Source organism: Wenyingzhuangia heitensis (assembly GCF_011762155.1).
Lineage (GTDB): Bacteria > Bacteroidota > Bacteroidia > Flavobacteriales > Flavobacteriaceae > Wenyingzhuangia > Wenyingzhuangia heitensis.
In genome coordinates, this window is record NZ_JAASQL010000001.1 from 425471 (window position 1) to 451341 (window position 25871).

At 32.0% G+C, this 25871-nt stretch carries 15 protein-coding genes; 8 read left to right on the forward strand and 7 right to left on the reverse strand.

The window, feature by feature from the left end; genetic code table 11:
* Window positions 1-71 precede the first annotated feature (71 nt).
* The 7 genes from FHR24_RS01760 to FHR24_RS01790 all read left to right on the forward strand — a co-directional run bounded on the left by FHR24_RS01760 (window position 72) and on the right by FHR24_RS01790 (window position 13883).
* Window positions 72-3956 carry a hybrid sensor histidine kinase/response regulator transcription factor gene (locus FHR24_RS01760; protein WP_167183004.1) on the forward strand — a complete coding sequence of 1295 codons (3885 nt, stop codon included), beginning with the start codon at window positions 72-74 and terminating at the stop codon, window positions 3954-3956.
* A gap of 157 nt (window positions 3957-4113) precedes the next feature.
* Window positions 4114-5175: a 6-bladed beta-propeller gene (locus FHR24_RS01765; RefSeq protein WP_208412270.1), complete on the forward strand. Its 1062-nt coding sequence runs from the start codon at window positions 4114-4116 to the stop codon at window positions 5173-5175.
* A gap of 5 nt (window positions 5176-5180) precedes the next feature.
* Complete coding sequence (locus tag FHR24_RS01770) at window positions 5181-7493, forward strand: PSD1 and planctomycete cytochrome C domain-containing protein (RefSeq protein ID WP_167183007.1); 2313 nt, start codon at window positions 5181-5183, stop codon at window positions 7491-7493.
* A 6-nt stretch (window positions 7494-7499) separates the two neighbouring features.
* Window positions 7500-8954 carry a DUF1501 domain-containing protein gene (locus FHR24_RS01775; protein ID WP_167183010.1) on the forward strand — a complete coding sequence of 485 codons (1455 nt, stop codon included), beginning with the start codon at window positions 7500-7502 and terminating at the stop codon, window positions 8952-8954.
* A gap of 2 nt (window positions 8955-8956) precedes the next feature.
* Window positions 8957-11050, forward strand: a complete 2094-nt coding sequence (locus tag FHR24_RS01780) for a c-type cytochrome domain-containing protein (protein ID WP_167183013.1) — start codon at window positions 8957-8959, stop codon at window positions 11048-11050.
* Between the two features lie 99 nt (window positions 11051-11149).
* Complete coding sequence (locus FHR24_RS01785) at window positions 11150-12310, forward strand: carboxypeptidase-like regulatory domain-containing protein (RefSeq protein ID WP_167183017.1); 1161 nt, start codon at window positions 11150-11152, stop codon at window positions 12308-12310.
* A gap of 175 nt (window positions 12311-12485) precedes the next feature.
* Window positions 12486-13883: a transcriptional regulator gene (locus tag FHR24_RS01790; RefSeq protein WP_167183019.1), complete on the forward strand. Its 1398-nt coding sequence runs from the start codon at window positions 12486-12488 to the stop codon at window positions 13881-13883.
* 238 nt (window positions 13884-14121) lie between these two features.
* Here FHR24_RS01790 and FHR24_RS01795 read toward each other — a convergent pair whose 3' ends face one another.
* Entirely contained in the window at window positions 14122-16701 is a 2580-nt protein-coding gene (locus tag FHR24_RS01795) for a glycoside hydrolase family 3 C-terminal domain-containing protein (protein ID WP_167183022.1), read from the reverse strand.
* 131 nt (window positions 16702-16832) lie between these two features.
* The gene (locus FHR24_RS01800) at window positions 16833-17600 is read right to left on the reverse strand and encodes a TatD family hydrolase (protein ID WP_167186875.1); all 768 of its coding nucleotides are present in this window, start codon (window positions 17598-17600) and stop codon (window positions 16833-16835) included.
* 410 nt (window positions 17601-18010) lie between these two features.
* Here FHR24_RS01800 and FHR24_RS01805 point away from each other — a divergent pair, with 410 nt between their 5' ends.
* Entirely contained in the window at window positions 18011-19000 is a 990-nt protein-coding gene (locus tag FHR24_RS01805) for a glycoside hydrolase family 113 (RefSeq protein ID WP_167183025.1), read from the forward strand.
* A 1-nt stretch (window position 19001) separates the two neighbouring features.
* On the opposite strand, the gene FHR24_RS01810 is transcribed toward FHR24_RS01805, so the two are convergent.
* The 5 genes from FHR24_RS01810 to purE all read right to left on the reverse strand — a co-directional run bounded on the left by FHR24_RS01810 (window position 19002) and on the right by purE (window position 25859).
* Entirely contained in the window at window positions 19002-20294 is a 1293-nt protein-coding gene (locus tag FHR24_RS01810) for a voltage-gated chloride channel family protein (RefSeq protein ID WP_167183027.1), read from the reverse strand.
* A gap of 9 nt (window positions 20295-20303) precedes the next feature.
* Entirely contained in the window at window positions 20304-20816 is a 513-nt protein-coding gene (locus FHR24_RS01815; RefSeq protein ID WP_167183029.1) for a DUF3575 domain-containing protein, read from the reverse strand.
* A 57-nt stretch (window positions 20817-20873) separates the two neighbouring features.
* Entirely contained in the window at window positions 20874-24215 is a 3342-nt protein-coding gene (locus tag FHR24_RS01820; protein ID WP_167183030.1) for a hypothetical protein, read from the reverse strand.
* A gap of 131 nt (window positions 24216-24346) precedes the next feature.
* A complete protein-coding gene (locus tag FHR24_RS01825; protein WP_167183032.1) occupies window positions 24347-25324 on the reverse strand; it encodes a polyprenyl synthetase family protein in 978 nt (325 codons plus the stop codon).
* 43 nt (window positions 25325-25367) lie between these two features.
* Window positions 25368-25859, reverse strand: coding sequence for a 5-(carboxyamino)imidazole ribonucleotide mutase (gene purE / locus FHR24_RS01830; protein ID WP_167183034.1), 492 nt, complete (start codon window positions 25857-25859; stop codon window positions 25368-25370).
* Window positions 25860-25871: the final 12 nt, after the last annotated feature.

The following is a 25871-nucleotide window of genomic DNA, read 5'->3' on the forward strand; positions in this document are numbered from 1 at the left end:
AAAAAAACAGGAATTACATAATCCTATTTTTTAATTTATATTTACAAATCAACCTTTCTTTGAGCTAACTAATGAAAAAACAATTCTTTTTACTTTTTATAATTTTTTGTTTTTCTTTTAAAGGAAATTCTCAGGTTACCCATAAAAATTATAAAATTACTCGTTTTGAATTGCCAACTCAAACAAGAACGACAGATATTTTACAAGATAAATATGGCTTTGTATGGATAGCTACTATAAATGGATTATGGAGGTATGATGGAGGTAGTTTTAAAAGTTATGTAAAGAACGAGTTGGATGAGACTAGTATTACAGACAATCATATTTCTTGTTTGTTTGAAGATTCTAAAGGAGATTTATGGGTAGGGACTTACGGAGGAGGTTTGTTAAAATATAGCAGAGAGTGCGATTGTTTTGAGCGTTTTATTCAGGATGCAAACAATCCAAAAAGTCTTAGTTTTAACGAGATTAAACTAGTTTTTGAAACTTCTGACGGTTATTTTTTTGTGGGAACCGATGGTGGAGGTCTAAATTTATTTAATAGAGAAACCAAAGAATTTACGTATTACCAGCACAATCCAAAGGATAAAAATTCTTTAAGCCATAACAATGTGTTGTCTTTAGAAGAAAGTAAAAAAGGAGAGTTAATTATTGGTACTTGGAGAGGGTTGAATAAACTGAATTATAAAACAGGAAAAATTACAAGACTTTTGTCCCAAGACAAAAGTTATCATTTTATAAAAAAACACAATAAGTTGTACCTGTTTCAAAACGGTAGTTTAAAAGAATTAAATGCAAATAATCACCAATTAAAAAAAATTAAACCCACTATTTCTGGAGTAAAAGATGCTGCTATAGATAAGGATTTTAACTTATGGCTTATTCACAAAGATAATGTGCTTATTACAGATTCGTATTCTAATCCTCAAAAAGAAATTTCTTTAGAGCAGGTTTTTAAAACTCCGTATTATTTACATAAAATAGCGATTTGTAAAGAAACAGAGAATATGTGGTTGTTAGATTACCGAGGATGGTTTTTTAAAGTGGAAAAAAATCCCGTTATTTTTAAACCTTTTTTAAACGTAGGATCTAATTTTAAAATCCATCAAACCAAAAAAAATTACTGGGTTGTAAAATGGAAAACTGTTTTTGTTTATGACAAAGAATCTTTAAAACTTGTTAAAAAAATTCCGGATTTTGGAAACAACTTACTTGTAGATTATTCTCTAGATACTAAAAGTATTTGGGCAGCAGATGATAATTTTTATTATAATTTTTCATCAGAAGGAGAACTTTTGCTTAAAAAGTCTAGAAACTCTAACGGAACTTATGCCTTAAAATATACGAGCAATCACAAGTTGTGGGTAGGAGAAATTTTAGGAGCAAAAATGTATGATCTTACTAATTTTAAAGAAACTGAATTTAAAAGTGATCCTGAAAATAAAAAAGGAATAGGGTATTTTCATAGATCAAGAGTTATTTTAGAAGACAGCAATCAACAAGTATGGCTAGGAACTAATGGAGATGGTTTAAAAAAATATTTGCCTAAAACCCATACGTTCAAACATTACAGGCATAAAATAGGAGACGTACAAACGTTAAGCAACAATTTTATCAATACACTTTACGAAGATAAAAATCAAGTTTTGTGGATTGGGACAGCTTCTGGGTTGTGCAAGTTAAATTTAAAAAACAATCAAATAACACAATACAATAAAGGAGTATTAAAAGACAAAATTATAAATATTATTGTTCAAGATGTAGATGAAAATTTATGGATTGGAACGACTGATGGTTTGATTAAATTTAATGAAACTAAAAACGAAGTCAGAATTATTAACGAGCAAGATGGGTTGATTTCTAACCATATACTTAACTCAGGAATGTTGTTAAGTAACGGGAATATTGTAATGTCTACCAGTAAAGGAGCAATGGTTTTTAACCCTAAACGGGTAAAATCTAGTTCTGTAGAACCCCTTGTTTATTTGTCTAAGTTGTGGGTTAATAATCAGTTAGTCAAATCAAACAGTAATTATATAAAAGAAAATATTGAGACTGTAAACTTGTTAAATCTAGATTATACAGATGATAAGTTTGAAATTGAATTTCAGGTAATTCACTTTAGCAACAACCAAAGATGTAATTATGCCTATAAACTAGAAGGGTACGATACCGATTGGACTATTGTAAACAAAAATTCTAGAGCAACCTATACCAATATTCCGTCTGGAAAATATACTTTTTTGGTAAAGGCAAGTAATGAAGATGGTGTTTGGAATGATAAAATAAAAGAATTAAAAATTACGGTAGCTCCTCCTTTTTGGGATTTACTTTGGGTTCGTGTTTTAGGAATTATTCTCTTTTTTGTGTTGTTGATAATAGTTGTAAAATGGTTTATCAACAAAGAAAAAACAAGATCTAAGTTTGAAATAGAAAAAGAACGCATTCGTCAGTTTGAAGAAGTAGCACAAATGAAACTACGATTTTTCACCAATGTTTCTCACGAACTCCGCACACCGTTAACGCTAATTACAGCTCCGTTAAATAAGTTTTCAGAAAAAGGAATTCTTCCAGATAACAAGGTGCTACAAATGATGAACAGAAACAGCAATAGGTTGTTAGAACTCATCAACCAAATATTAGATTTTAGAAAACTAGAAAACAAACAGCAACTAAAAATTACCGAAGTAAAAGACGAACTATTGTTTCAGAATATTTATGATGCTTATGTGTATTGGGCTAAAGAAAAACACATCACTTTTAAAAAAGAAATCAAAAAACAGCAAGTCTCTTCTGTCTTTTTTGATGTAGACGTAGTTCAAAAAATTACATCAAACTTAATATCTAATGCCTTAAAATATACTCCTGATTACGGAAAAGTAATCTTTAAAATTTGTTATCAACAATCAAATAAAAACTTAGAAGAAGAAATTAATTTGGTGCTAGAAGTTATAGATAATGGACAGGGGATTGAAGAGAAGTATCAGCAAAAAGTATTTGAAAGGTATTTTCAATTAGATCAAGATGATCATAAAATTCACGGTTCTGGAATTGGTTTGTCTTTGTGTGCCGAGTTAGTTGCTTTACACGGAGGAACTATTTCTTTAGAAAGCAAGGTAAATCAGGGTTCTCATTTTAAAGTAGAAATTCCTGTGGGTAAAATATTGGCAACAGCTTCTAAAAAGACAGAAGATATTCCATTAGAAACAGAAATAGACAAAGAGGTAGTTTTGGTGATAGAAGATCATCAGGATATTAGAGAATATTTGTGTGCCGAGCTAGAAACCGATTATAAAGTTATTGCGGCTAAAGATGGTAAAGAAGGTTTGTTAAAAGCTACAGAACACATTCCTAATATGATTATTAGCGATGTAATGATGCCGTCTGTAAACGGAATTCAATTGGCACAACAATTAAAAACAAACGATTTAACATCTCACATTCCTATTTTGTTTTTAACCGCCAAAACCGGAATGGACAACAAATTATTAGGACTTAGTTCTGGTGGGCATGATTATATAGAAAAGCCTTTTAACATTACAGAAGTGTTGTTAAAGGTTAAAAATATTTTAAAAGCCAGACAAGATTTAATTGTTAAAAACCCAGAAATTATTTCTAAAAATGATGAGGTGGCTCAAGATCATTTTTTAATAAAAGTAAACACTTTAATAGATAAAAATTTAGAAAACACAGATTTTAATATCGATGTTTTGTGTGGAGAATTGGCTGTAAGTCGATCTCAATTGTATCGTAAAATTCAATCCTTAACAGGAAAATCCATCATAGAATACATTAATTTTTACAAACTTTCGGTGGCTTTGGAATTGTTAAAACAAGGAGAGTTAAACGTAAAACAAGTTGCCTTTTCTGTAGGTTTTGATGATAGTAGATACTTTAGTAGAGTCTTTAAAAATCAATTTGGAAATCCGCCTTCATTTTATATACCTAAAAACTAATCTATTGTATATTGAGTAAAATACTTCCGTATAAAATATATTTATCTCAATAAAACAAGGGTGTTTGTGTAAAAAATGCACCTATTTAAACAATATGTCCACAAGTTTGTAATGCTTTGTGATTAAGTTTGAGAACATAATTTCACTCAAATTTATCATGGACAACAGTCGTAGACAATTTATAAAAAACACCACTTTGTTGGGAGTAGGTTTGGCCGCTACCTCTTCTTACGGATTAACCATTATCAACCATAAATCCAAGTTATCAGAAACTATTATTGGGCATGGAGATTTTAAATATCGTGTGCATAAAGAATGGGGAAATTTAAACCCGTTAAATACTCCGGTTAAAAATTGTCACGAAATGGTTATGGATTCCAAAGGGAGATTGATTATGATTACAGACCATGTACAAAACAATATTATTGTGTACGATAAATCTGGAAAGTTATTAACCTCTTGGACTCATAAAATGTATCGTGGTCATGGGCTTTCTATTTTTAATGAAGGTGGAGAAGATGTTTTGTTTATTACAGACAACAGTGGAAAAATTATAAAAACAACCATTGATGGAAAGGTAATTATGGAATTGCCAAATCCAAAAGAAATAGGGATTTATACTGATAAGCAAAAATACACACCTACCGAAACTGCCGTAGCTCCCAATGGAGATATTTATGTGGCAGACGGTTATGGTTCTGATTTTATTCTTCAGTTTGATAAAAATGGAGAATTCATCAGAAAGTTTGGAGGAAAAGGACATCAAGATGAAAAACTAAACAACGCACATGGTGTGGCTATAGATGCTAGAGATCCAAACAATATTACCTTATTGTGTACTTCTAGAGTGCAAAATTCTTTTAAACGTTTTACACTAGATGGAAAATATTTAGAAACCATTTTCTTACCAGGAGCTTATGTTTGTCGTCCTGTTATTGATGATGAAAATTTATATTCAGGAGCATGTTGGTCTAGACTTAAATATTTAGAAAGAGTTCCCAATTCTGGTTTTGTCACCATTTTAGACAAAAACAACAAAGTTGTATCTAACCCAGGAGGAACCAAACCCAAATACAAGCACGGAGAATTGCAGCTAATGTTGCAAGAAACACCGTTGTTTAATCATTGCCATGATGTGTGTATAGACAATGATAAAAATATTTATGTATGTCAATGGAATGCAAACAAAACCTATCCGATCAAACTAGAAAGAGTATAACAGTTATGAAAAAATTAGTTTTCTTTTTTGGAATTATCGCATTGCTGATTTCTTGTAAAAAGCAGGTAGGTTATAGCAAATTGGCTCAAAAGAAAGTGCCCAAAGTGGTAGATTATAATTTTGATGTACGTCCTATTTTATCAGACAAATGTTTTAGTTGTCATGGACCCGATGCAAAAAAACGTTTTGCCGATTTAAGATTAGACACACAAGAGGGGGCGTATAGTACTTTAAAAAAAGATGCCAATTCTTTTGTAATTGTGCCAAATAAACCAGATAAATCTACGGTCTATCATAGAATTATTACACAAGACACTACTCAAATAATGCCTCCTTTAAATTCTAATTTAAAGTTGAGTGAGTATGAAAAAAAAATTGTTAAAAAATGGATAGAACAAGGTGCAAAATACGATACGCACTGGGGATTTAAAAAAGTAGAAAAACCAGCTTTGCCAGAGCTTGAAACTAAAGACTGGGCAAACAACGAAATAGATTATTTTGTTGCAAAAAAATTAGAAGACAACAACTTACAACCTAACAGTCAGGCAGACAAAGAGCGTTTGTTAAAACGTGTTGCTTTTGATATTACAGGGTTACCACCTAGTTTAGAAATGCAAAATCGTTTTTTAAACGATACGTCTAAAGATGCTTATGAAAAAATTGTAGATGAATTGTTGGCTAGTGAACATTATGGAGAAAAAATGGCTGGTCCTTGGATGGATGTGGCTCGTTATGCAGATTCTCACGGATATCAAGATGATGAATTAAGAACTATGTGGCCTTGGAGAGACTGGGTAATTTATGCGTTTAATAAAAATTATAGCTATAAAAAGTTTGTAACCTACCAATTGGCAGGAGATATGTTGCCTACAAAAAATGTAGAAGCTTTATTAGCATCTGGGTTTAATAGAAATCACAAATTAAATCAGGAAGGTGGAATTATTAAAGAAGAGGCTAGAATTGAAAACGTAACCGATAGAACCAATACGTTTGGAAAAGCATTTTTAGGGATGACTTTTGAATGTGCAAAATGTCACGATCATAAATACGATCCTATCTCTCAAAAAAACTATTTTGAAACTTTTGCCTTTTTTGATAAAGTTCCGTTTAGAGAAGGAAAAGGTTCTACTGTAGGTAAATTGTTTGCAGAAAAACCACTGTTAAAAATAACAGATTCATTAGTTAAAAATAAACTTTCTTTTATTAATAAAACACCTCAGGTAGATATAGAAGTAATGGTAATGAAAGATGTGCCAGAACTTAGAAAAACACAGTTGTTAAACAGAGGAGCATACGATGATAAAAGAGAGGTGGTAGAAAGCTCTACACCTAATGCTATTTTACCTTTTGACGAAACCAAATACCAACGAGATAGATTGGGATTAACAAAATGGTTGTTTGATGAAAATAACCCGTTAACAAGCAGAGTGTATGTAAACCGAATTTGGCAAGATATTTTTGGAAAAGGAATTGTAAAAACATCGGGAGATTTTGGAATGCAAGGAGAGTTACCTACACATGCCAATTTATTAAACTGGCTGTCTGCAGATTTTATGGAACACAATTGGGATATTAAATATTTGATTAAAAAAATAGTGACTTCTGCAACTTACAAACAATCATCAGTAATAACCAAAGAAAAATTAGCGATAGACCCAGACAATAAATTGTTGGCAAGAAGTAGTAGAAATAGATTTACTACAGAAATGATTCGTGATCATGTACTAGCTTCTAGCGGATTGCTGTATAGAGATATTGGAGGAAGAAGTGTACGTGTATATCAACCCGATGGACTCTGGGAGGTATCCACAGCAGGTAGAGGACATTTAACCTCTTATATACAAGACAAAGGAGATTTATTGTACAAAAGAGGTTTGTATGTTTTTGTAAAAAGAACCTCATTACCCCCTGTACAAACTGTTTTTGATGGTACTGCAAGAGATCAATGTGAGGTAAGAAGACTATCTACGTCTACACCTTTACAGGCTTTAATTAACTTAAATGACCCTACTATTTTAGAAGCTTCTAGAGTCTTGTCAGAAAAATTATCACAAGAAAAAGGAACTACTTCAGAAAAAATATTAAAAGCTTTTAGAACCATAGTTTGTAGAACTATAAAAAAAGAAGAAAAAGAAATTTTGGTAAATTATTTTGCAACACAACAAGATTATTTTAAAGAGCATCCAAACAAAGCAAAAGAGTTTATTGAAGTTGGAGAGTATCCTGCTTTAAAAAATAGAGATACGATACAAGTGGCTACTTTAATGCAAGTAATTCACACAATTTATAATATGGAAGAAACCATTGTTAAAAGTTAAACCATTATGGCTAAAGAATTTTTTGAACATCAGTTAAATATCAATAGAAGACATTTTTTATCTAAAGCAGCTTTGGGAATGGGAGGTTTGGCTTTGGGGTCTTTATTAGCACCCAAGCTCTTTACAGGGCAAAAAGAAGATATAAATGAAGTTCCTGTAGGGTTAAGACATTTTGCCCCAAAAGCAAAAAGAGTTATTTTCTTAGTACAAAATGGAGCTCCTTCTCAATTAGAAACCTTTGATTACAAACCCAAGCTAGAAGAAATGTTTGGGCAAAATTTACCAGATTCTGTTAGAGGGGAACAACGTTTAACGGGAATGACAGCCAATCAAAAAGAGTTTCCGTTAGTGGGGTCTCATTATAAATTTGATAGACATGGAAAAAGCGGAGCTTATGTAAGTGAACTGTTGCCTAACATAGCTAAAATTACAGACGATTTGTGTATTGTAAAAAGTATGCATACAGATGCTATTAATCACGATCCTGCTTTAACATTTTTACAAACAGGATCACAAGTAGGGAGTAGACCTAGTATGGGTTCTTGGTTAAGTTATGGCTTGGGAAGTGAGAATAAAAATTTACCCTCTTTTTGTGTGTTGCTATCCAAAGGAAAAGGAAATGGACAAGGGGTGTATTCTAAACTTTGGTCTAACGGGTTTTTAGACAGCACACACCAAGGAGTACAGTTAAGTGCTAGTGAAGATCCTATTTTGTATTTAAACAATCCTAAAGGGATGGATGGTCAAAACAGAAGAAAAATGTTAGATCATTTAGGACAGTTAAATGAGTTGAGTTACAAAGAGTTTGGTGATCCAGAAATTCATTCTAAAATTCAACAATATGAGTTGGCTTACCGTATGCAAACTGCTGTTCCAGAGGTTACAGACATTTCTAAAGAGCCAGAAAGTATTAAAGAATTGTATGGTGCTGATTGTAACATACCTGGAACCTATGCAGCAAATTGTTTGTTGGCTAGAAAGTTATCAGAATCTGGAGTTCGTTTTGTGCAGCTGTATCACCAAGGATGGGATCAACATAACAATTTAGTGGGAGCTATTAAAAATCAAGCAAAAGATGTAGACCAAGCTTCTGCTGCTTTAATTACCGACTTAAAACAACGTGGTTTGTTAGATGAAACCTTAGTCATTTGGGGAGGTGAGTTTGGAAGGACTAATTATTGTCAGGGAAAATTAACGCAAAAAAATTACGGAAGAGATCATCATCCAAGATGTTTTAGCATGTTTATGGCCGGTGGTGGTATTAAAGCGGGAACCGTATATGGTGAAACCGATGAATTAGGATATAATATTGTAGAAAACCCTGTTCATATTCACGATTTACATGCAACTATTATGCACTTAATGGGCTTAGATCATGAGCGATTAACGTATAAGCATTTAGGAAGAAGATTTAGATTGACAGATGTACACGGAAACGTGGTTAAAGATATTATTTCGTAAGGATGAAGAACAAAACAAAATATGTATTACAGTTATTGTTTGTATTACACGTGTTTTTAGGATTTTTATTAGTTTTTGAAAATGCTGTACAAGTGCCTTACTGGGTACAGCCTTTAGGAAGAATGCACCCTATTATATTGCATTTTCCGGTAGCTTTTATTGGTTTGTTGGTGTTGTTTACCTTCGCTAAAAAAAGCACTGAAAAGGAAACGTATCAGAAAATACATTATCAATTATTACTACTTACTGCTTTTACTACCGTAATCGCAACCATTATGGGGTTTTTACTTTCTTTAGAAGGGTATGAGTCAGACTTAATGCAATTGCACAAATGGTTAGGAGTTGCACTTAGTTTTTACATGTATTTGTTAGTTTCAATTTATTCTAAAAAAGTATACACACCTTTGTTATACATGGGTTTGGTATTGGTGGTTTTTGTTGGACATTATGGTGCTGGACTAACACACGGAAGTACTTTTATAACAGAGCCTTTACAGGTTGAAGAGGAGGTAAACGAAAATAGTTCTGTGTACGCAGCCCACATTCAGCCTATTTTAAACAATAAATGTAAAAGTTGTCACAATGCAGAAAAACCAAAAGGAGGTTTAGATGTAACGAGTATTGAGGCTATTAAAAAAGGAGGAAAGCACGGAGATTTGTGGTTAGCTCATCAGCCAGAAAAGAGTGTGTTTTTAAAAAGAGTTTTGTTGCCGTTATCTCATAAAAAACACATGGCTCCAGATGGGAAACCTCAGCTAACAAAAGAAGAAATAGGATTGATTTCTTTGTGGATTCATCAAGGGATTAATGATACAATTCGTTTAGCTGACTTAAAAGAAACAGACACTTTAAAACAATTGATTAAAACAAAGTGGACAACAAAAGAAACGACTCCTAGTTATGATTTTTCTTTTGCAGATGATCAAGTCATCAATCATTTAAGTACTTCTCCTTATATAAGTATTCATACAAAGTCTGTAAATTCTCCTGCTTTAGATATAACCGTTTATGGAGGTGCAGCGTATAACACTAAGTTTTTAGAGGATTTAATTCCTGTAAAAGAGCAAATGGTTTCTTTAAACACATCTAATTTGGCAGTTACAGATAAAGATGTAAGTGTAATAAAAGAATTTAAAAACTTAGAAGTTTTAATATTAAACAATACAAATATTACGAATAAGGCGATTGTTGATTTAAAAAGCTTAAAAAATTTAACCAAATTATCTGTTTGTGGAACTCAGCTAGATGGCAAAGCTATAGAGGATTTAAAAGACTTAAAAAGTTTAAATACATTGTGTATTTGGGGAACTAAAATCACTAAAAAAGACACTCAAAAATTATTGACATATTTACCTAATTTAAACATTGAAAGAGGAGTGAAAAATTCCGATAAAAAAGGGATTGTAGCTCCTCCTAAAATTATTGGGAAAGAAAACGTAAAACAAAACGGAGACGTAATTTATTTAAAACATTTAGATCACAACGCGATTGTTAAATACAGTTTAGGTAAGGAAGTAAACAAAGATTCTGAAACTTATAAAGATGGAATTGTTATTGATTTTAAAGATAAAAATGCAGTTGTTATAAAAGCAAGAGCCTATAAAGAAGGAAAAAATCCGAGTGATGAAATTAAATTTAAAGTCTTTAAAAACAGTATTAAGATAAATTCTTTAACCACTAATTTTCCTAATGAAATGGCCGATTACTTTGGAAATGGAGAAACATTACTTATAGATAATTATTTAGCACAAGGTACTGTTACAAATCAAGGGTGGGTTTCTTACCTTCCTAAAGAAACATTGGTTGCTGTTTTAGATGTAAAAGATAATACTCAAAAAATAAGCGAATTGGTTTTATACTGTGGTACATTTTATAGATTTAGGTTTAATTGTTTAAATGCTGTAAAAGTGTGGGGGAGTAATACTAAAGAAAATTGGAAATTGTTAGATAAGATCACCTATCCTGTTAAGAAAAAATTTGACAATCAGTTTCAGATAAGATTAAAGTTAAAGAATACAAATTATTCTTATTATAAAGTAGAGGTTGCTATTGGAAAATCTAAAAAATTATTTATTTCTCAGGCTTTTTTGTATTAAAATGTGGTTTTTGGTGTTTTATGTTTAATAAAACAGCGTTTGTGTTGTGATAATTGTTGTTTTAGCCTTAGTTTTGTAACTAAACTAAGGCTAAAACAAATGAAAACTAAATTATTAATACTATGGATACTTTTGTCGTGTTCTGTTTTTTCTCAAGAGAAGAAAATTGGAATTACAGGAAAAGTAGTTGACGGAACCGATTTTGGAGTTGCTTTTACTTCAGTAACTATTAGCTCTACCTATATTGGTACAGTTTGTAATGACGAGGGAGAATTTGGATTAATAGTATCGGAAAAACATATAAAAGATACGTTAGAAATTTCTACCATTGGATTTAAAACATTAAAAGTCCCTATTAAAGATTACTTAGCTCAGCAAGAAAAAAAGATTGTACTTAAAGAGGATGTGGTGAGTTTAGATGAGGTTCAAATTTTGTCACCAGAGAAGTATGTGGATCTAGCTAGAAAAGCCATCAAAAAAACAACACTAAGAAAAACACATCAGTTAAATATTTTATATCGTAGATTTTCTACAGAAAACCATACTTCTAGGTTTTTGGTAGAACATTATATTAAGGCTTTAGATAGAGGAATGGGTTCTTATCAGTTAGACAAAAAAGTGATTAGCGAGATTAGAAAGTCTGGAGATTACCGTTTTCTTAAAAAGAAACAAAGTTACCACGCCATAGATGTAATGATTAATAGACATCCTATTAGAACAGGTGAGTATAGAAATGGTTACGAATGGAAAAAGACAGGAGGAACTACCTACGATGGTGAGGACATTATAATTTTAGAAGGAAAGCATAAAAAAAATAAATGGAAAAAAATCACATTATATGTAGGGTTAGACAATTATGGAATTTATAAAATAGAAACTTCAGATTTAGATGCTGTTTATTTGTATAAAAAACATAAAAATGGAAAATTATTTTTAAGCTACCATAACAGAGAGTGGAAAAGTGATATGAGAATTACCGACGTACAGAAAAAGTTACTAAAGATTAACAAAAATAAAATTGAGGTTTCTTATAGGCACGAGGCTATGGTACTAAATATAGAAACCGATAGAAAGAAAATGGATGTAGAGGGTACCGCAATTGGTAACAAAGATATGGGGGATTATGAATTGCCCTACAACCCTGCTTTTTGGAAAGAATTAAACATGCCACCAGAATCTACTTTTTATAAAAAATCTGTAAAAGAGCTAGAATCTATATACAAAGTAAGCTTAGAGGATCAATATAAAAATGCAAATTAATACAAGTAAAAGCTGTCTGTTAAAGGCAGCTTTTTTAATTTAGGACTCTTTTATAAAACAAAATAAAATAGAGTTTACTCAGTAAATAGACATGTATAAAACATTTTTTATAATCATTTTTATCAGCTTATTTAGTCTGATTTCTTTTTCACAAGAAAGCAAACAAGATAGTTTGTTGAAAAAAATTGAGATAGATTTAAAATATTCTAAGCAATTAATAACCATAGCCAATTATCCAGAGGCTTATGATAAAATTTGGGATGCTTTAATTGCCTCAGATTCTTTAAAAAATCCTGTAATAAAGTACAAGGCTTATCAAAATCTGTCTTTGTTGTATTCTATTTTTTATAAAAATAAAAAAGCTATTTCGGCTATAGATTCTATGTTTTTGTACGCTTATAAAAGTAATGTCTTAAAAAATATTAATATAAAATCTGACTTATATTACACCGCAGCATTAACGTATAGAATGAACGAAAACTATTCGGAAGCTAAGCGAAATTTAGACATAAGTGAACATTTACTCGATTCTATAAACTCAACTTTTAACAGAAAAATTTATGTGTTAACAGAAAAAGCTCACATGTATACTTTAACCAATAAGTATGAGGAGTCTGAAAAAATATTAACTAAAATTTTAAAAGAAATTTCTGAGGGGCACAATTATGCCTCTATTATTTATTCTATGTTGGGAGATTTGTATGTTAAAAAAAATGAGAGCTTAAAGGCGTTAACGTTTTATAATAAAAGTCTAAAAATTATTTCAAAACAACACAAACGCATTGGTCTTCAGGTGAGTTTGTTAGAAAAAGCAGCTAAAATTAATCATCAGCTAGAGAATTATAAATTGGCTTACCAGCAAGTAAATGAGTCTAAGGTTTTGGGGGATAGTTTATTTGGAAGTCAAAGTATCCAAAACAAACAACTTTTTGAAATTAAAGATTCTTATAGAAATACCCTGGTAAAAAATAACAAAATTAAAAAAGAGCAAGAATTAAAATTGATAAAAGCAGAAAAAGAGAAATTGAATTTACAGTTAATTTTTTCTGTTGTTTTGGTTGTAATTACAATTTTGGTATCCTTTTTTGGAATCAGATTGACTCGAAAAAAAATGGTTGTAGAAAAAAAATTACTTACCGAAAGAGCCAACGCAGAACTTGAAATAAAGAAAAAAGAGTTGGCAGTTACAGCTTTACAGTTGATAGAAAAAGACAAACTGTTAGAAGAAATTAAAAAAGGATTAGAAGAAATTAAAAGAGACAAAGATGACACTTTTGTAGAACAGATAAAAAGTACGATTAACGTAAATTCTGCCAAAACATGGGAGGAGTTTGAGACTAGATTTATACAGGTAAATAACTCTTTTTACGAGTCTTTAGGACAAAAACATACCAATCTTAGTAGAAATGAATTAAAACTATGTGCTTTGGTAAAATTGAATTTCTCTACCAAAGAAATGTCACAGTTATTAGGAGTGTCTGCAGATAGTGTAAACAAAGCACGTTATAGATTACGAAAAAAATTAGAGCTAAAAAGAGATGATAATTTGGTTACCTATATCAATAGTATTTAAGCATCTCGACTCGATGCCTCGATTTAAAATTAACATTTCGGGTGTTCGAGCGGAGTTGAGAACCTAAATATTTCTTATTACAAAAAGTTTTAATATCTAAAAGAGCTGCATCTTTTCCAAAATATAGGGCTTACTCCATAAGATAAATCACATAAAAAAACCTCAGACAATTCTATATTGTCTGAGGTTTGTCTTTTAGTTATAAATACACGAATATATGTATAAATAAATCTCTGGATTATTTAGAGGTATCTATAATTTTAGAAATCACAAATGGCTTCACCTTTCCAGGAGGAATTATCTTAATAGATTCATGCTCTACAGTACCACTTCTTGTTTTAATTCTTAAACGCACTGGCTGACCATATTCTGGAGGAATAGGAATTTTAATAGCAAGGTTACGTTGTTTGTTTAAAATAGTATAGGTTCCAATAGAATTTCCAGACATAAAGGTTTCTATCACTGCTTCTTTAGTTGCAAATTTAAAGTTTAGTTCAGCATTCCAAGTATTTACATAAAAACCAGGATCAACAAATGTAATCTCATATTCTATCCATTTAGAAGTGTCTTCTTCTTTAATGTTAGTTGTGTTTTTATTAGCTTGATTTTTATATAAGTAGTCCCAGCTTCTTCCGTGTTTGTTCACATCAAAATTATAGAACGCACTTTTTTGTCCTACTTTAATTTCTGGAATAGCTCCTGCTTTAACCTGAATGGTTTTTGTAGTGCTAATATTGTCACTAGAGTTTCCAACCAAAATTTCAAAAGTTCCTTTTTCTACCTTTAGTTTTCCTTTTTTAGAATTGTAGTAAGCAAATGCTTCGTAAGGTATTTTAATTTCTACTTTGTTAGATTTTCCTGGAGCTACAGACACACGTTTAAAACCTTTTAAAGCTTTTATAGGTGTTTTTTTAGAGCTTTTTAAGTTTCTAATGTATACTTGAACTACTTCATCTCCATTTACAGCTCCTGTATTTGTTACATTTGCTGTTACAGTAATAAACTCATCAGCTTTTAATTTTTTCTTATCTATAGCAATAGCATCAATTTTAAATTGAGTGTAACTTAATCCATATCCAAAAGGGTATAAAGGCTCTCCTTTAAAATACATATAAGTTCTGTTACCTCCAGCAATTTTATAATTGTGAAAATCAGGTAAATCGTTGTCAGATTGGTACCAGGTAGCATTTAATTTTCCACCAGGGTTTACATCACCAAATAATACTTTAGCCAACGCAGTTCCTTGCTCTTGTCCGTTTGGCCAAGCACATACAATTCCGGGTATGTTTTTTTGTTCCCAAGTAATAGCAGTAGGTCCACTAGGAACTAAAACTAAAATCACATTTTTATTTACTGCTTGTACCGCTTTAATTAATTTGTGTTGATTTCCTGGTAGTTTTATAGAGGTTCTATCTGTGTTTTCGGTAGAGGTGGTCTCATCATTACCAACTACTAAAATTACTTGTTCCGATTTTTTAGCAAGCTCTACAGCTTCGGCAATTTTTTTAGCATCGTCGTCCTTTGCAGTTACCTCACAACCTTGAGCAAAACTTACAGTAGCATTGGTATAAGCTTTTATTCCGTCTAACGGACTAATTTTACTTTTAGGATGTCCAGAATATATTCCCATCCAACATCTGTTGGCAAAAGGACCAATCATAGCAATGCTTTGGATGTCCTTTTTTAAAGGAAGTACCTTTTCGTTTTTTAACAAAACAATAGACTCTTCTGCGGCTTTTAAAGCCAATGCTTTGTGGGTGTCACACTCTAAAACACTTTCAGGGATTTTAGAATATGGGTTTAGTTTAGCATCGTCAAAATCACCTGTCATAAAACGCAATCTTAACAATCTACTTACAGCAATGTCTAGGTCTTTTTCGGTAAGTAAACCTTGTTCTAGTGCCTTTGGTAAAGCATTTACCATTGGAGCATTTCTTACGTTGTTTCTAAAACATTCTTGATCTACTCCTGCTTTAATAGCCATGGCAGCTGCTTCGGGTTGCGTTTTTGCATATTTCATACGTTTTTCTAATCCTTGTACGGCTGCCCAATCTGCAATTACATACCCTTTAAAACCCCATTCGTTACGCAAAACACCGTTTACCAACCAATCGTGTGCAGAACAAGGAATTCCGTTCAATCCATTCAAAGCAGTCATAATTCCGGTAGCTTGTTCATCAACAATACAAGCTTTGTAAGCAGGAAAATAGTATTCATATAAATCCTTTTTTCCAATGTTAGAATGTATTATTTCTCTTTTAGTTTCAACATTATTAGCCACATAGTGTTTTACTGTAGTTACGGTTTTTACATAGTTAGGGTCGTTACCTTGCATTCCTCTAACATACATACGTGCTATTTCAGACATTAAAAAAGGATCTTCACTGTAACATTCTCCATTACGTCCCCATCTAGGATCACGAGCCATGTTAACGGTAGGAGAAAACATCATCACTTCTTTTTTACCCATGTTTTTTAAAGCTCTTGCTTCGTTAGAAATAGCAGTAGCTACATCAAACATTAAATCGGGGTTCCAGGTAGCACCCATGGCAATGTTTTGTGGAAACTGAGTAGCGTTCCAACCAATTATACCATGTAAAGCTTCTCCATACCATTCAAAAGATGGAATTCCTAATCTTTTAATTTCTGGAATTCTAGATCCGCAGTAACTAATTTTTTCTTCCAAAGTCATTTTAGAGATTAAATCTTCAACTCGGTCGTTTACATTTGCTTTTGGGTCTTTCCATGTTTGAGCATTGATGGTCAAAACACTTGTAAGAAAGTAAACAAAACAAATAATTGTCTTAAAATATTTCATAGAATAAATGTGTTAATAATTATTCTTTAAAAGTAGTTTTAAGTCTATAGAGAATTAAAAAAAGGGTATGGACATAATAAGGACAAGTCCTGTTTTAAAGGATTTGTGGTAGGTTTTAGGATAGAATTACATCAAACTCCAAAAACATCTTTGCTATTCTGTGTCGTAATTTCTGCAATTTCTGTTAAAGATTTTTGATAAATAGTAGCTAGTTTTTCGGCCACGTTTACCGTGTACATAGATTCGTTTCGTTTTCCTCTAAAAGGAGTAGGAGCTAAATAAGGTGCATCGGTTTCTAGTACAATATGTTGTAAAGGAATCTCCGTTAAAAATTTGTCTATTTTACCATTCTTAAAAGTAGATACTCCACCAATCCCTAATTTTAAATTGTAACCAATGGCTTTTTTAGCATCTTCTAAAGTTCCCGTAAAACAATGAAAAATCCCGAATAACTTTTCTGATTTTTCTTCTTCTAAAATTTCAAAAACTTCAGTAAAAGCATTTCTACAATGTATGTTAATTGGCAGGCCTAGTTCTTTTGCCCATTGCACTTGGGTTTTAAAGGCTTCTTTTTGTTGATGGATGTAAGTAGCATCCCAATACAAATCAATACCAATTTCTCCCACAGCCACAAACTTTCCTGTTTCTAACCATTCTCTAGCAATGGCAAGTTCTTCTTTATAGTTTTCTTTAATGTGAGTAGGGTGTACACCCATCATTAAATGTACATTTTCAGGAAAAGCCTCAGACACTTTAAACATACTTTGGGTGTATTCAGAATCTACAGACGGAATAAACATACGTTCTACACCCGCATCAATCGCTCGCTGAATCATGTCATTTCTGTCTTCATCAAATTGTTCGCTATTTAAATGGGTGTGGGTGTCTGTAAAAATCATCAATCTAAAGTTTGGCACAAATATAAGTATCCATTTGTTTTTAGCGGTATGCTTAAAACGAAATAAGTGTTGAGAACGATTTTTATCATAAAAAGCATTCCCCTTCGCAGTACTTCTCGATACACCAATTGTTTTCACGTTGTTACAACAATCGTCACTCGAAGTGACATTTCTTATTGTCACTTCAAGCAGCGACAGCATATCAAGAATTCTTATTGTCACTTCGAGTAATTTTGAGAAGCAAAGCGCAACAAAATTGTATCGAGAAGTAGTTGTTTTAAAAACACATTTGTTACTTCAAATAATTTAAGGGCACAATAAATTGGATTAAGAAGTATATCTTCTTTTTCAACAAGAAAGACACTATATTAGATAACACTATTTTATAAAAAACACATTTCATAAAAATCATGAACCTCTTTAAAAAGCATCTCTTTCTAATTCTTGCATTATTCACATTAGTGTCATGTTCTCAGCAAAAAATAAACGGAGTTAGTTTGGTGTCGCCTCCAAAACCTGTAGATGAATTGGCAATGTCTGGTGTAAAAAAGATCAATGCCAATTGGGTGGCAATTATTCCTTTTGCGTTTTGTAATAATAGTTCCCCAAATGTATATTACAATCAAAACCGTCAATGGTGGGGAGAAAAATCAGAAGGAGTTTTAGGATTGATTCACCTAGCCAAACAACAAGGATTAAAAGTGTTTTTAAAACCTCATGTTTGGTATCGTAAAAGTTGGATTGGAGATTTTACGTTAGAAAAAGAACAAGATTGGAAAACTTGGGAAAAAGAATACACTGCCTATATTGTAAGCTTTGCAAAAATGGCTCAGGAACAGCAAGTAGATTTGTTTTGTGTGGGAACAGAATTAAAGCAAGTCACTTTACAAAGACCGTTCTTCTTTAAAAAATTAATCAACAAAGTAAGGCAAGTGTATAAAGGGAACATTACCTATGCTGCCAATTGGGACAATGTAGAGGCAATAAACTTTTGGAGAGATTTAGATTATATAGGAGTAGATGCATATTACTCTTTGTCTGATAAAAAACAACCTACTATAGATGAGTTGCTTGCAGCTTGGCAACCCATAAAACAAGAATTACATCAACTAAGTAAAACCAATAACAAACCTATTTTGTTTACAGAATATGGTTTTGAAAGTTCTGATTATAACACCAAAGAAACTTGGGGGAGTAACGGTAAATATGCGATAAATCAGCAAGCACAAGCAAATGCTTATCAATCTTTGTACAACTCTTTTTATAATGAAAATTGGTTTGCAGGAGGGTTTTTATGGAAATGGCACCTAACAGAAAGAACAATGAGGAATAAAGACAAAGCGTTTACACCACAAGGAAAAAAAGTAGCAAAAATTATAAGAAAGCAATTTAAAAAATAAACTAATCTCTATGTATTTTTCCTAGTAAACTACCTTCTTCAGTTGTGTATTTATTGGTTTTAGAGGTTCCAACTATTTGTGAGGTGTAAATTCCTGTGTGACCCGAAAATACATAAGCAGTTACACAAGCAATGGCTATATAAACTCCGCTATCCATTCCAAACAATTCAATTCCCATTAAGGTACAAGCAATAGGGGTGTTGGTAGCTCCAGAAAACACGGCTACAAAACCCATTCCGGCCAACAAACCAATAGGCAAAGGAAAAAAGAAAGCCATAGCACTACCCAAAGTAGCCCCAATAAAAAATAAAGGAGTTACCTCTCCACCCTTAAAACCAAAGGCAATACAAAAAGTGGTTAAAATTAGTTTTAGGGCAAAATCGTAGCCATTCATACTTGTGGTAAAAGACTCTAAAATGGTAGGGATTCCTAATCCTATGTATTTAGTTCCTATAAAATAAACCAATATAGCAATTGCAAATCCACCTACAACAGGTCTAAGTGGTGGGTATTTTATGTGTTTAGAAAATTGTGCAAAAAAGTGAACACCTTTTGAAAAAAAAGTGCTGACGATTCCAAAAATAATTCCAGCAAGTACACACCAAAAAAAGTTAATAAGGGTAAGTTTAGGAACCAAATTAACAATATAATTTGTATGTGGTACATGTAAGTAATGTGCTACTTCTCTTGATACAGAATTAGACACAACCGCCACTAACAAACAAGGTAAAATGGCATTATATTTAATTTTACCAATTAACAAAACTTCTAAAGCAAACACTGCACCAGCTAGCGGAGTTCCAAACAAACCTGCAAAACCACTACTAATACCCATTAAGATGATAATTCGTCTGTCGTGTTTGTTCATTTTTAACCAGCCCGAAAATTGATCGGCAATGGCACCACCAATTTGTACAGCGGTTCCTTCACGTCCTACAGAAGCTCCAAACAAATGGGAGACTACGGTTCCTATAAAAATAAGTGGAGCCATTTTAAAGGGAATAATATCTTTAGGAATGTTTAATTCTTCTAACAATTGATTGTTTCCTTTGGCAACAGATTGTCCGTAATAATGGTACAAAAGACCTACAATTAAACCACCAATAGGCAATAACCAAATAATGACTTTGTGTGCTTCTCTATAATTTGTAGACCAATTTAAAGAAGCTAATAAAGCAGCAGAAGCCACACCTACCAACGCACCAATAACCAAAGACAACACCAACCATTTTAAAAATTCTTTTAGAATAGTTGGGTATTCAGAGATGGAATATTGTTTGCGTATAACATTCATAATTGGAATTTAGAATTGTTTTCCTACACTAATTCCAAATCTTGGCACAAATTGACGAGATACTTTAGCGTTGAATAAATTTCTACCTATACCAGCGTTAAATTCAAAAACATATCCGTTTTTAGACACGTGCTTGGCACCAGCTCCTAGTCCTAAGGCAAAGTCAGAATAGTTTTTAGATTCTTCTACAACAAGACCGTTTTCTGTTTTTTCATCGGTTTCACCAAAATTTAAGCTACCAAACAATTCTCCAAAAACATCAAAACCATTGCTAGTAGTTATGTATTGACGAAAGTATGGAGTGATTTGAAAATCTTCGTTATATCTAAACTTAGTGTCTTTGTCTTCAAAGTTTATAAAGACAGACAAACCAATAGAAGCCTCATCATTTAGTTGTTTTTCATAAGATACATCCAAAGTTCTCATGACCAAAATATCTAATAAATCTAGTTTTATTTGACTGTTTTGAGCGTTTGCACCCATCGCAATAAACAAGGTAAAAATGAATACTATTTTTTTCATACTAATTTGTGTTTTACACCCCAAAAATAGGGCATTTCTATGAGCTTGCCTAATGTTTTAAAAGTTAGCTCTTAATTGTACACTACCTACGTGAATAGTGTTGGTACTTGTATTTTTTCGTCCATTGTAATTTATACTTAGGTCTAACAATTGTGTTAGTTTTCTCTGAATAATTAAAGACCATGTATAGTTTCTATTAGGTTCTAAACCTTCTAAAATTCTGTAAGATGCAGGGGTGTTAATAGCTCCTTTATAGTTGTTTTCTATAATGTTAATACTTGCTAAAACAGATCCTTTACCTAGGTTGTTATAATTGTAATTCAATCCAAAATCATGACTTATTAACGCTTCTTCTCCTATTTTATTTTTTTCGTTTCTGTAGGTGTAAGTTGCTTTTAAGGTAGAAAATTCATCTTTTAAAAAATCAACAGAGGGATTTAACGTATAGGAAGCAAGATTAAAATTTCTGCTGCTATAAGATTGGCTTGTGTTTTCAATATTTTTAGTTCTTAACACCGTTCCTAGCACCCAAGAACTCTGTGTGTTGTGTTGAAAGTTTAATTCGTGAGATTCTTGTGTTGCTGTTTCAATATCTGATGAGGTATTTTGTGTGTTTTGATTGTTTTGGTACGTGTAGGTAGTGCTGTAATTTTGCAAACCTCTGTTAAAATAGAAACTAGTAAATACGTTTTGTTGCAGGGCTACTACATTTTTATTGTTTGTGTTAAAAGGATTTATGTTAAAAGCTTTTCCTTGTTTTAATTGATCTTTATTGATAAGTATACTTGACTGATTGGAAAAATGAGATAACAATTGTAACCATTTAGAGGTATGATTTTGGTATTGCATAAAATTGATAAAAATAGATTGACTTAGTTTTGCTTTTTGAGTGGCAACCCTGTTGGTGTTGGGCAAAATTACTCTTAAATAATTTGCCTGATCTGTAAATTGAGCAACTTCAAATTCATCAAAATCTTTTTTCCCGTTGTTGTTTAAATCTCCCAGGTAATAATAATATCCTTGACCGGGTTCTGTTTCTATGTAGGTAAAATTTTGTTGTAACGTATTTCCAGAACTGGTTTCATAAACCGTTGATAAACGGATAATATCTTTAAATAATTGTTGGTTATAAAGTGTTCTTGCATTCATAATATCAACATCTTCAAAAAAGAGATGATTTACTTTTCTGTAATTGATAAAGGTGTGTAGTGAGGCCTGTTTGTTTTTTATAATTTGACTTTCTATGCTGTAGTTGTGCGTGTTTTGTACTCGCTCGAGTCGATTTGTTTTTACACTGTCTATTTTTACCAAAGAATAGCTAAATTTAGTGTATACTTTTGTAGAGTCTCCCACACCAAAATCTGCTCCTATGGCACTATATTTCTGACTCTGTATAGAATCTAATAGTTGAGTTTTTTTGTTTTTTTGATGATTGTTTTCATAATCTAACAAACCAGTTACCCATATTTTTTTTAAACGATACTTTAAAGAAGAATGGTGTCTAATAAACGTTCCTTTTTCTAAGATGTTTTTACTATTAACAAAACTGTTTTCTGTTTTTAAACTCAATTTTTTTACAGAGTTAAAGGTGTTCAATGCATTTTTTAAACCCGTAAAATCAGCACCAAAACTTAGGTATTCATTGTTTAACACAAACTGATGTTGTTCGTCTTTTTGTAGGGTAAAAGCATTTCTTAAATAAGATTGATTTCCTAAAAAATTAGGAGTCAAATTTACGTCTATATTCCAATCTCTATTAAATTCAGCATTGTACAAACCTTCTATGTTGTTAAAGTTTTTTTGCACAAAATCTACATCAAGTAAATTATAGCTTTTCCAATCTTTGTCGCTTATTTGTTGTTGCCAAGCTAAGGTGGTTGCAATTCCTTTGTTTTGCTTGTCATCTATAGTAGAAAACAAATTTTGATCGTTATCACTATAGGCTAATTCTGCATTTATAAATGACTTTTTATTAATTTTATAAGAGGTGTTTACCACCGCCATTTGTGTTTTGGTAGGAGCAAATAACTGTGTAATTGGGCTGTAATTACCTTGAGAAATTCCGTTTATAGGAGCAATATACTCATAAATAGAACCTGTCGCAACGGTTTCACTAAGTATATAATCTCCTTGATTATTGCCCACAAAACTAAAAATCACATTGTATAGTGTTTCGTTTTCATTGCTACTTTGTATAAAATTACCGTCTTCATTTTTTAGATATTGAATTCTATTTTCGTCGTAATTACTTGTTTGTGCGCTAGGAGCCACCATATTGGCAGGATTGTTACCTGCTTGCTGTAGTGTTTGTTTTTGAACATCACTTAAATTTTGCTGAATGGGTTGGTTTTTTACATCGTTCTCATTGTAAAAATAAGTTCCAATACTAAATTTTTCGGTTTCATATTTTACACCATCATGTGTTACAAATCGGTTGTAGTTCTGATCGCTATACTGATAATCTACAATAATTCTTTGTGACGAGTTAATGGGGAAAGTGGGGTTAAAAGTTATTTCTGATAAATTGTAATCTATAGTATAATCGTACTGTTCTCCTCTTTTAAGGGTAACACCGTTTACGTAGATAGTTTCGCTGTTAGATATAATAACAATGTTTTGTTCTCCGTTAACTCCTAATAACCTGTAGGGTCCTTGGTTTCCTTCTTGCGTGGTAATGTTTTGAGTGTTAAATCGTCCTTTTGCCAATGCTCCAGAAGCGGTAATGGTTGTTTTTTGATCTCCATTGTCTAATACAACATCTAACTTAGCTCCGTTAATCTTTTTGGTAAAATTTAAAAAGTAACTGTCATGATTGGTTAAATCTACATCTCCTGCTTTTAAATTCCAGGTGTCTGTAAACAATTCAATAAACACTCTATCAAATTCGTTGATGTTTTGTGATACTCCGTTTTCTTGAATGGGTACATTAGAGTCTTTAATGCTGGCTCTAATCTTTAAGTTTTCTGATAGGTTTCCTGTGATTTGTAAATCCAATCCAGAATTTAATACAGATCCTTGATTGTTTCCCACTGTAATTCCTCTAGTAATGTTTCCGTAAGTGTTAATACCTCCAAAAAAATCTTTTTTGCTGTATTCTTTTTTTAAAGAATAGGTTTGAGCTTGTGGAGTTGCTTTAGAAATGATTAATTTTTTGTCAAAAGGACTGTAGGTTTGTGTTAAAAATGTAGGGTAGTTAAAATAGCTTACTGTTATTTGTTGAGGTTGTTGCGTGTTAAAAAACAATTGTCCCTTAGCGTAGTTAACATTGTATTTATTGGATGAAATAAGTTGACCTTTTTGATTTTTAATTTCAAAATTAACGGGACTTATGGCAACGTTTTCTAGCTGAATGGTGTCTTTACTAGTTGTCAGTCTTTTAGATACACGGTTTTTGTTCACTATTTGCCCATAGGAGCTATAGAAACAAGTAAAAATAAGAAGTAAGTATACTACTTTCATTCGCTAACAAACGTGTGTAGAACTAATTTAGTGAATGATCTTTTAAAAAGGATAGTTATTAAGTGGAATGGTTATTTTTTACGTTCTACTACGTAATCAATCATGGTTTGTAAAGATTCCTTGTATTCTGATTCTGGATACGTGTTTAATATTTCTAATGCTAAGTTTTTGTACTCGTGCATTTTGGTAATAGTGTATTCTAGTCCGTTATTGTCTTTTACAAACTGAATAACTTCTTTAACTCTTTTTTTATCGGTGTTGTGATTTTTAACAGAATTGATGATCCATTTTCTATCCTTATCGCTACAGTTGTTTAAGGTATAAATTAAAGGAAGTGTCATTTTTTGTTCTTTAATGTCAATTCCTGTAGGTTTTCCTATTTGTTCGTCAGAGTAATCAAACAAATCATCTTTTATCTGGAAAGCAATTCCAATATACTCTCCAAAGGTTCTCATTCTTTCTACCTCTTCCTTTGCTGCTCCTACGGATGCTGCTCCAATACCACAGCAAGCTGCAATTAAGGTAGCTGTTTTTTGTCTGATAATTTCAAAATAAACCTCCTCGGTAATGTCTAAACGTCTGGCTTTTTCTATTTGTAAAAGCTCTCCTTCACTCATTTCTCTTACCGCAATAGAAATCAGTTTTAAAATATCAAAATCATCATTATCTATGCTAAGTAACAATCCTTTAGATAATAAAAAATCACCTACTAAAACAGCAATTTTATTTTTCCAAAGCGCATTGATCGAAAAGAATCCTCTGCGTTTGTTACTATCATCCACAACATCATCGTGTACTAAAGTAGCTGTGTGAATCAATTCAATAATAGAAGCGCCACGATAGGTACGTTCGTTAAAATTTCCATTAGAAACCATTTTGGCGACTAAAAAAACAAACATAGGTCGCATTTGTTTTCCTTTTCTGCGAACAATGTAATGGGTAATACGATTTAACAACGGCACTTTGGTTGCCATGGCTTCTTTGAATTTGTTTTCAAAGGCAGCCATTTCTTGATGTATGGGTTGTTGAATACGTTCTGTTATTTTCATTCCTAATGGATCAGTTTAGAGCTATAAACTTACTTAAAAAAGTTTATTGTTGAGCAGCTTTTACACGTTCTGCAGCTTCTATTACTTTAGTTTTTAAACTTTCTTTATAAGCAACAATTATATCTAATACAGTGCTGTTTGTTGCTCCAATAATTTGAGCTGCTAAAATTCCAGCATTTTTAGCTCCGTTTAAAGCTACAGTAGCTACAGGAACTCCCCCTGGCATTTGTAAAATAGAAAGTACAGAATCCCAACCATCTATAGAATTGCTAGATTTTACGGGTACTCCAATAACGGGTAACGGACTCATACTAGCTACCATTCCTGGTAAGTGAGCAGCACCACCAGCACCAGCAATAATTACAGAAATTCCTCTTTTGTGTGCGTTGTTAGAAAAATCTACTAATTTTTCTGGAGTTCTATGTGCAGATACAATATCTACTTCTGTTTCAATTTCAAATTCTTTTAAAATATCTATGGCTTGTTGCATAATTGGTAAATCTGAATCAGATCCCATAACGATAGCTACTTTCATAATTTTATTTTT

What these genes read in the sequence shown, in the direction of transcription:
- FHR24_RS01760 (WP_167183004.1), top strand. Translation starts at nt 72, where the DNA reads ATGAAAAAACAATTCTTTTTACTTTTTATAATTTTTTGTTTTTCTTTT.
- FHR24_RS01765 (WP_208412270.1), top strand. Translation starts at nt 4,114, where the DNA reads ATGGACAACAGTCGTAGACAATTTATAAAAAACACCACTTTGTTGGGA.
- FHR24_RS01770 (WP_167183007.1), top strand. Translation starts at nt 5,181, where the DNA reads ATGAAAAAATTAGTTTTCTTTTTTGGAATTATCGCATTGCTGATTTCT.
- FHR24_RS01775 (WP_167183010.1), top strand. Translation starts at nt 7,500, where the DNA reads ATGGCTAAAGAATTTTTTGAACATCAGTTAAATATCAATAGAAGACAT.
- FHR24_RS01780 (WP_167183013.1), top strand. Translation starts at nt 8,957, where the DNA reads ATGAAGAACAAAACAAAATATGTATTACAGTTATTGTTTGTATTACAC.
- FHR24_RS01785 (WP_167183017.1), top strand. Translation starts at nt 11,150, where the DNA reads ATGAAAACTAAATTATTAATACTATGGATACTTTTGTCGTGTTCTGTT.
- FHR24_RS01795 (WP_167183022.1), bottom strand. Translation starts at nt 16,701, where the DNA reads ATGAAATATTTTAAGACAATTATTTGTTTTGTTTACTTTCTTACAAGT.
- FHR24_RS01800 (WP_167186875.1), bottom strand. Translation starts at nt 17,600, where the DNA reads ATGATTTTTACAGACACCCACACCCATTTAAATAGCGAACAATTTGAT.
- FHR24_RS01805 (WP_167183025.1), top strand. Translation starts at nt 18,011, where the DNA reads ATGAACCTCTTTAAAAAGCATCTCTTTCTAATTCTTGCATTATTCACA.
- FHR24_RS01810 (WP_167183027.1), bottom strand. Translation starts at nt 20,294, where the DNA reads ATGAATGTTATACGCAAACAATATTCCATCTCTGAATACCCAACTATT.
- FHR24_RS01815 (WP_167183029.1), bottom strand. Translation starts at nt 20,816, where the DNA reads ATGAAAAAAATAGTATTCATTTTTACCTTGTTTATTGCGATGGGTGCA.
- FHR24_RS01825 (WP_167183032.1), bottom strand. Translation starts at nt 25,324, where the DNA reads ATGAAAATAACAGAACGTATTCAACAACCCATACATCAAGAAATGGCT.
- purE (WP_167183034.1), bottom strand. Translation starts at nt 25,859, where the DNA reads ATGAAAGTAGCTATCGTTATGGGATCTGATTCAGATTTACCAATTATG.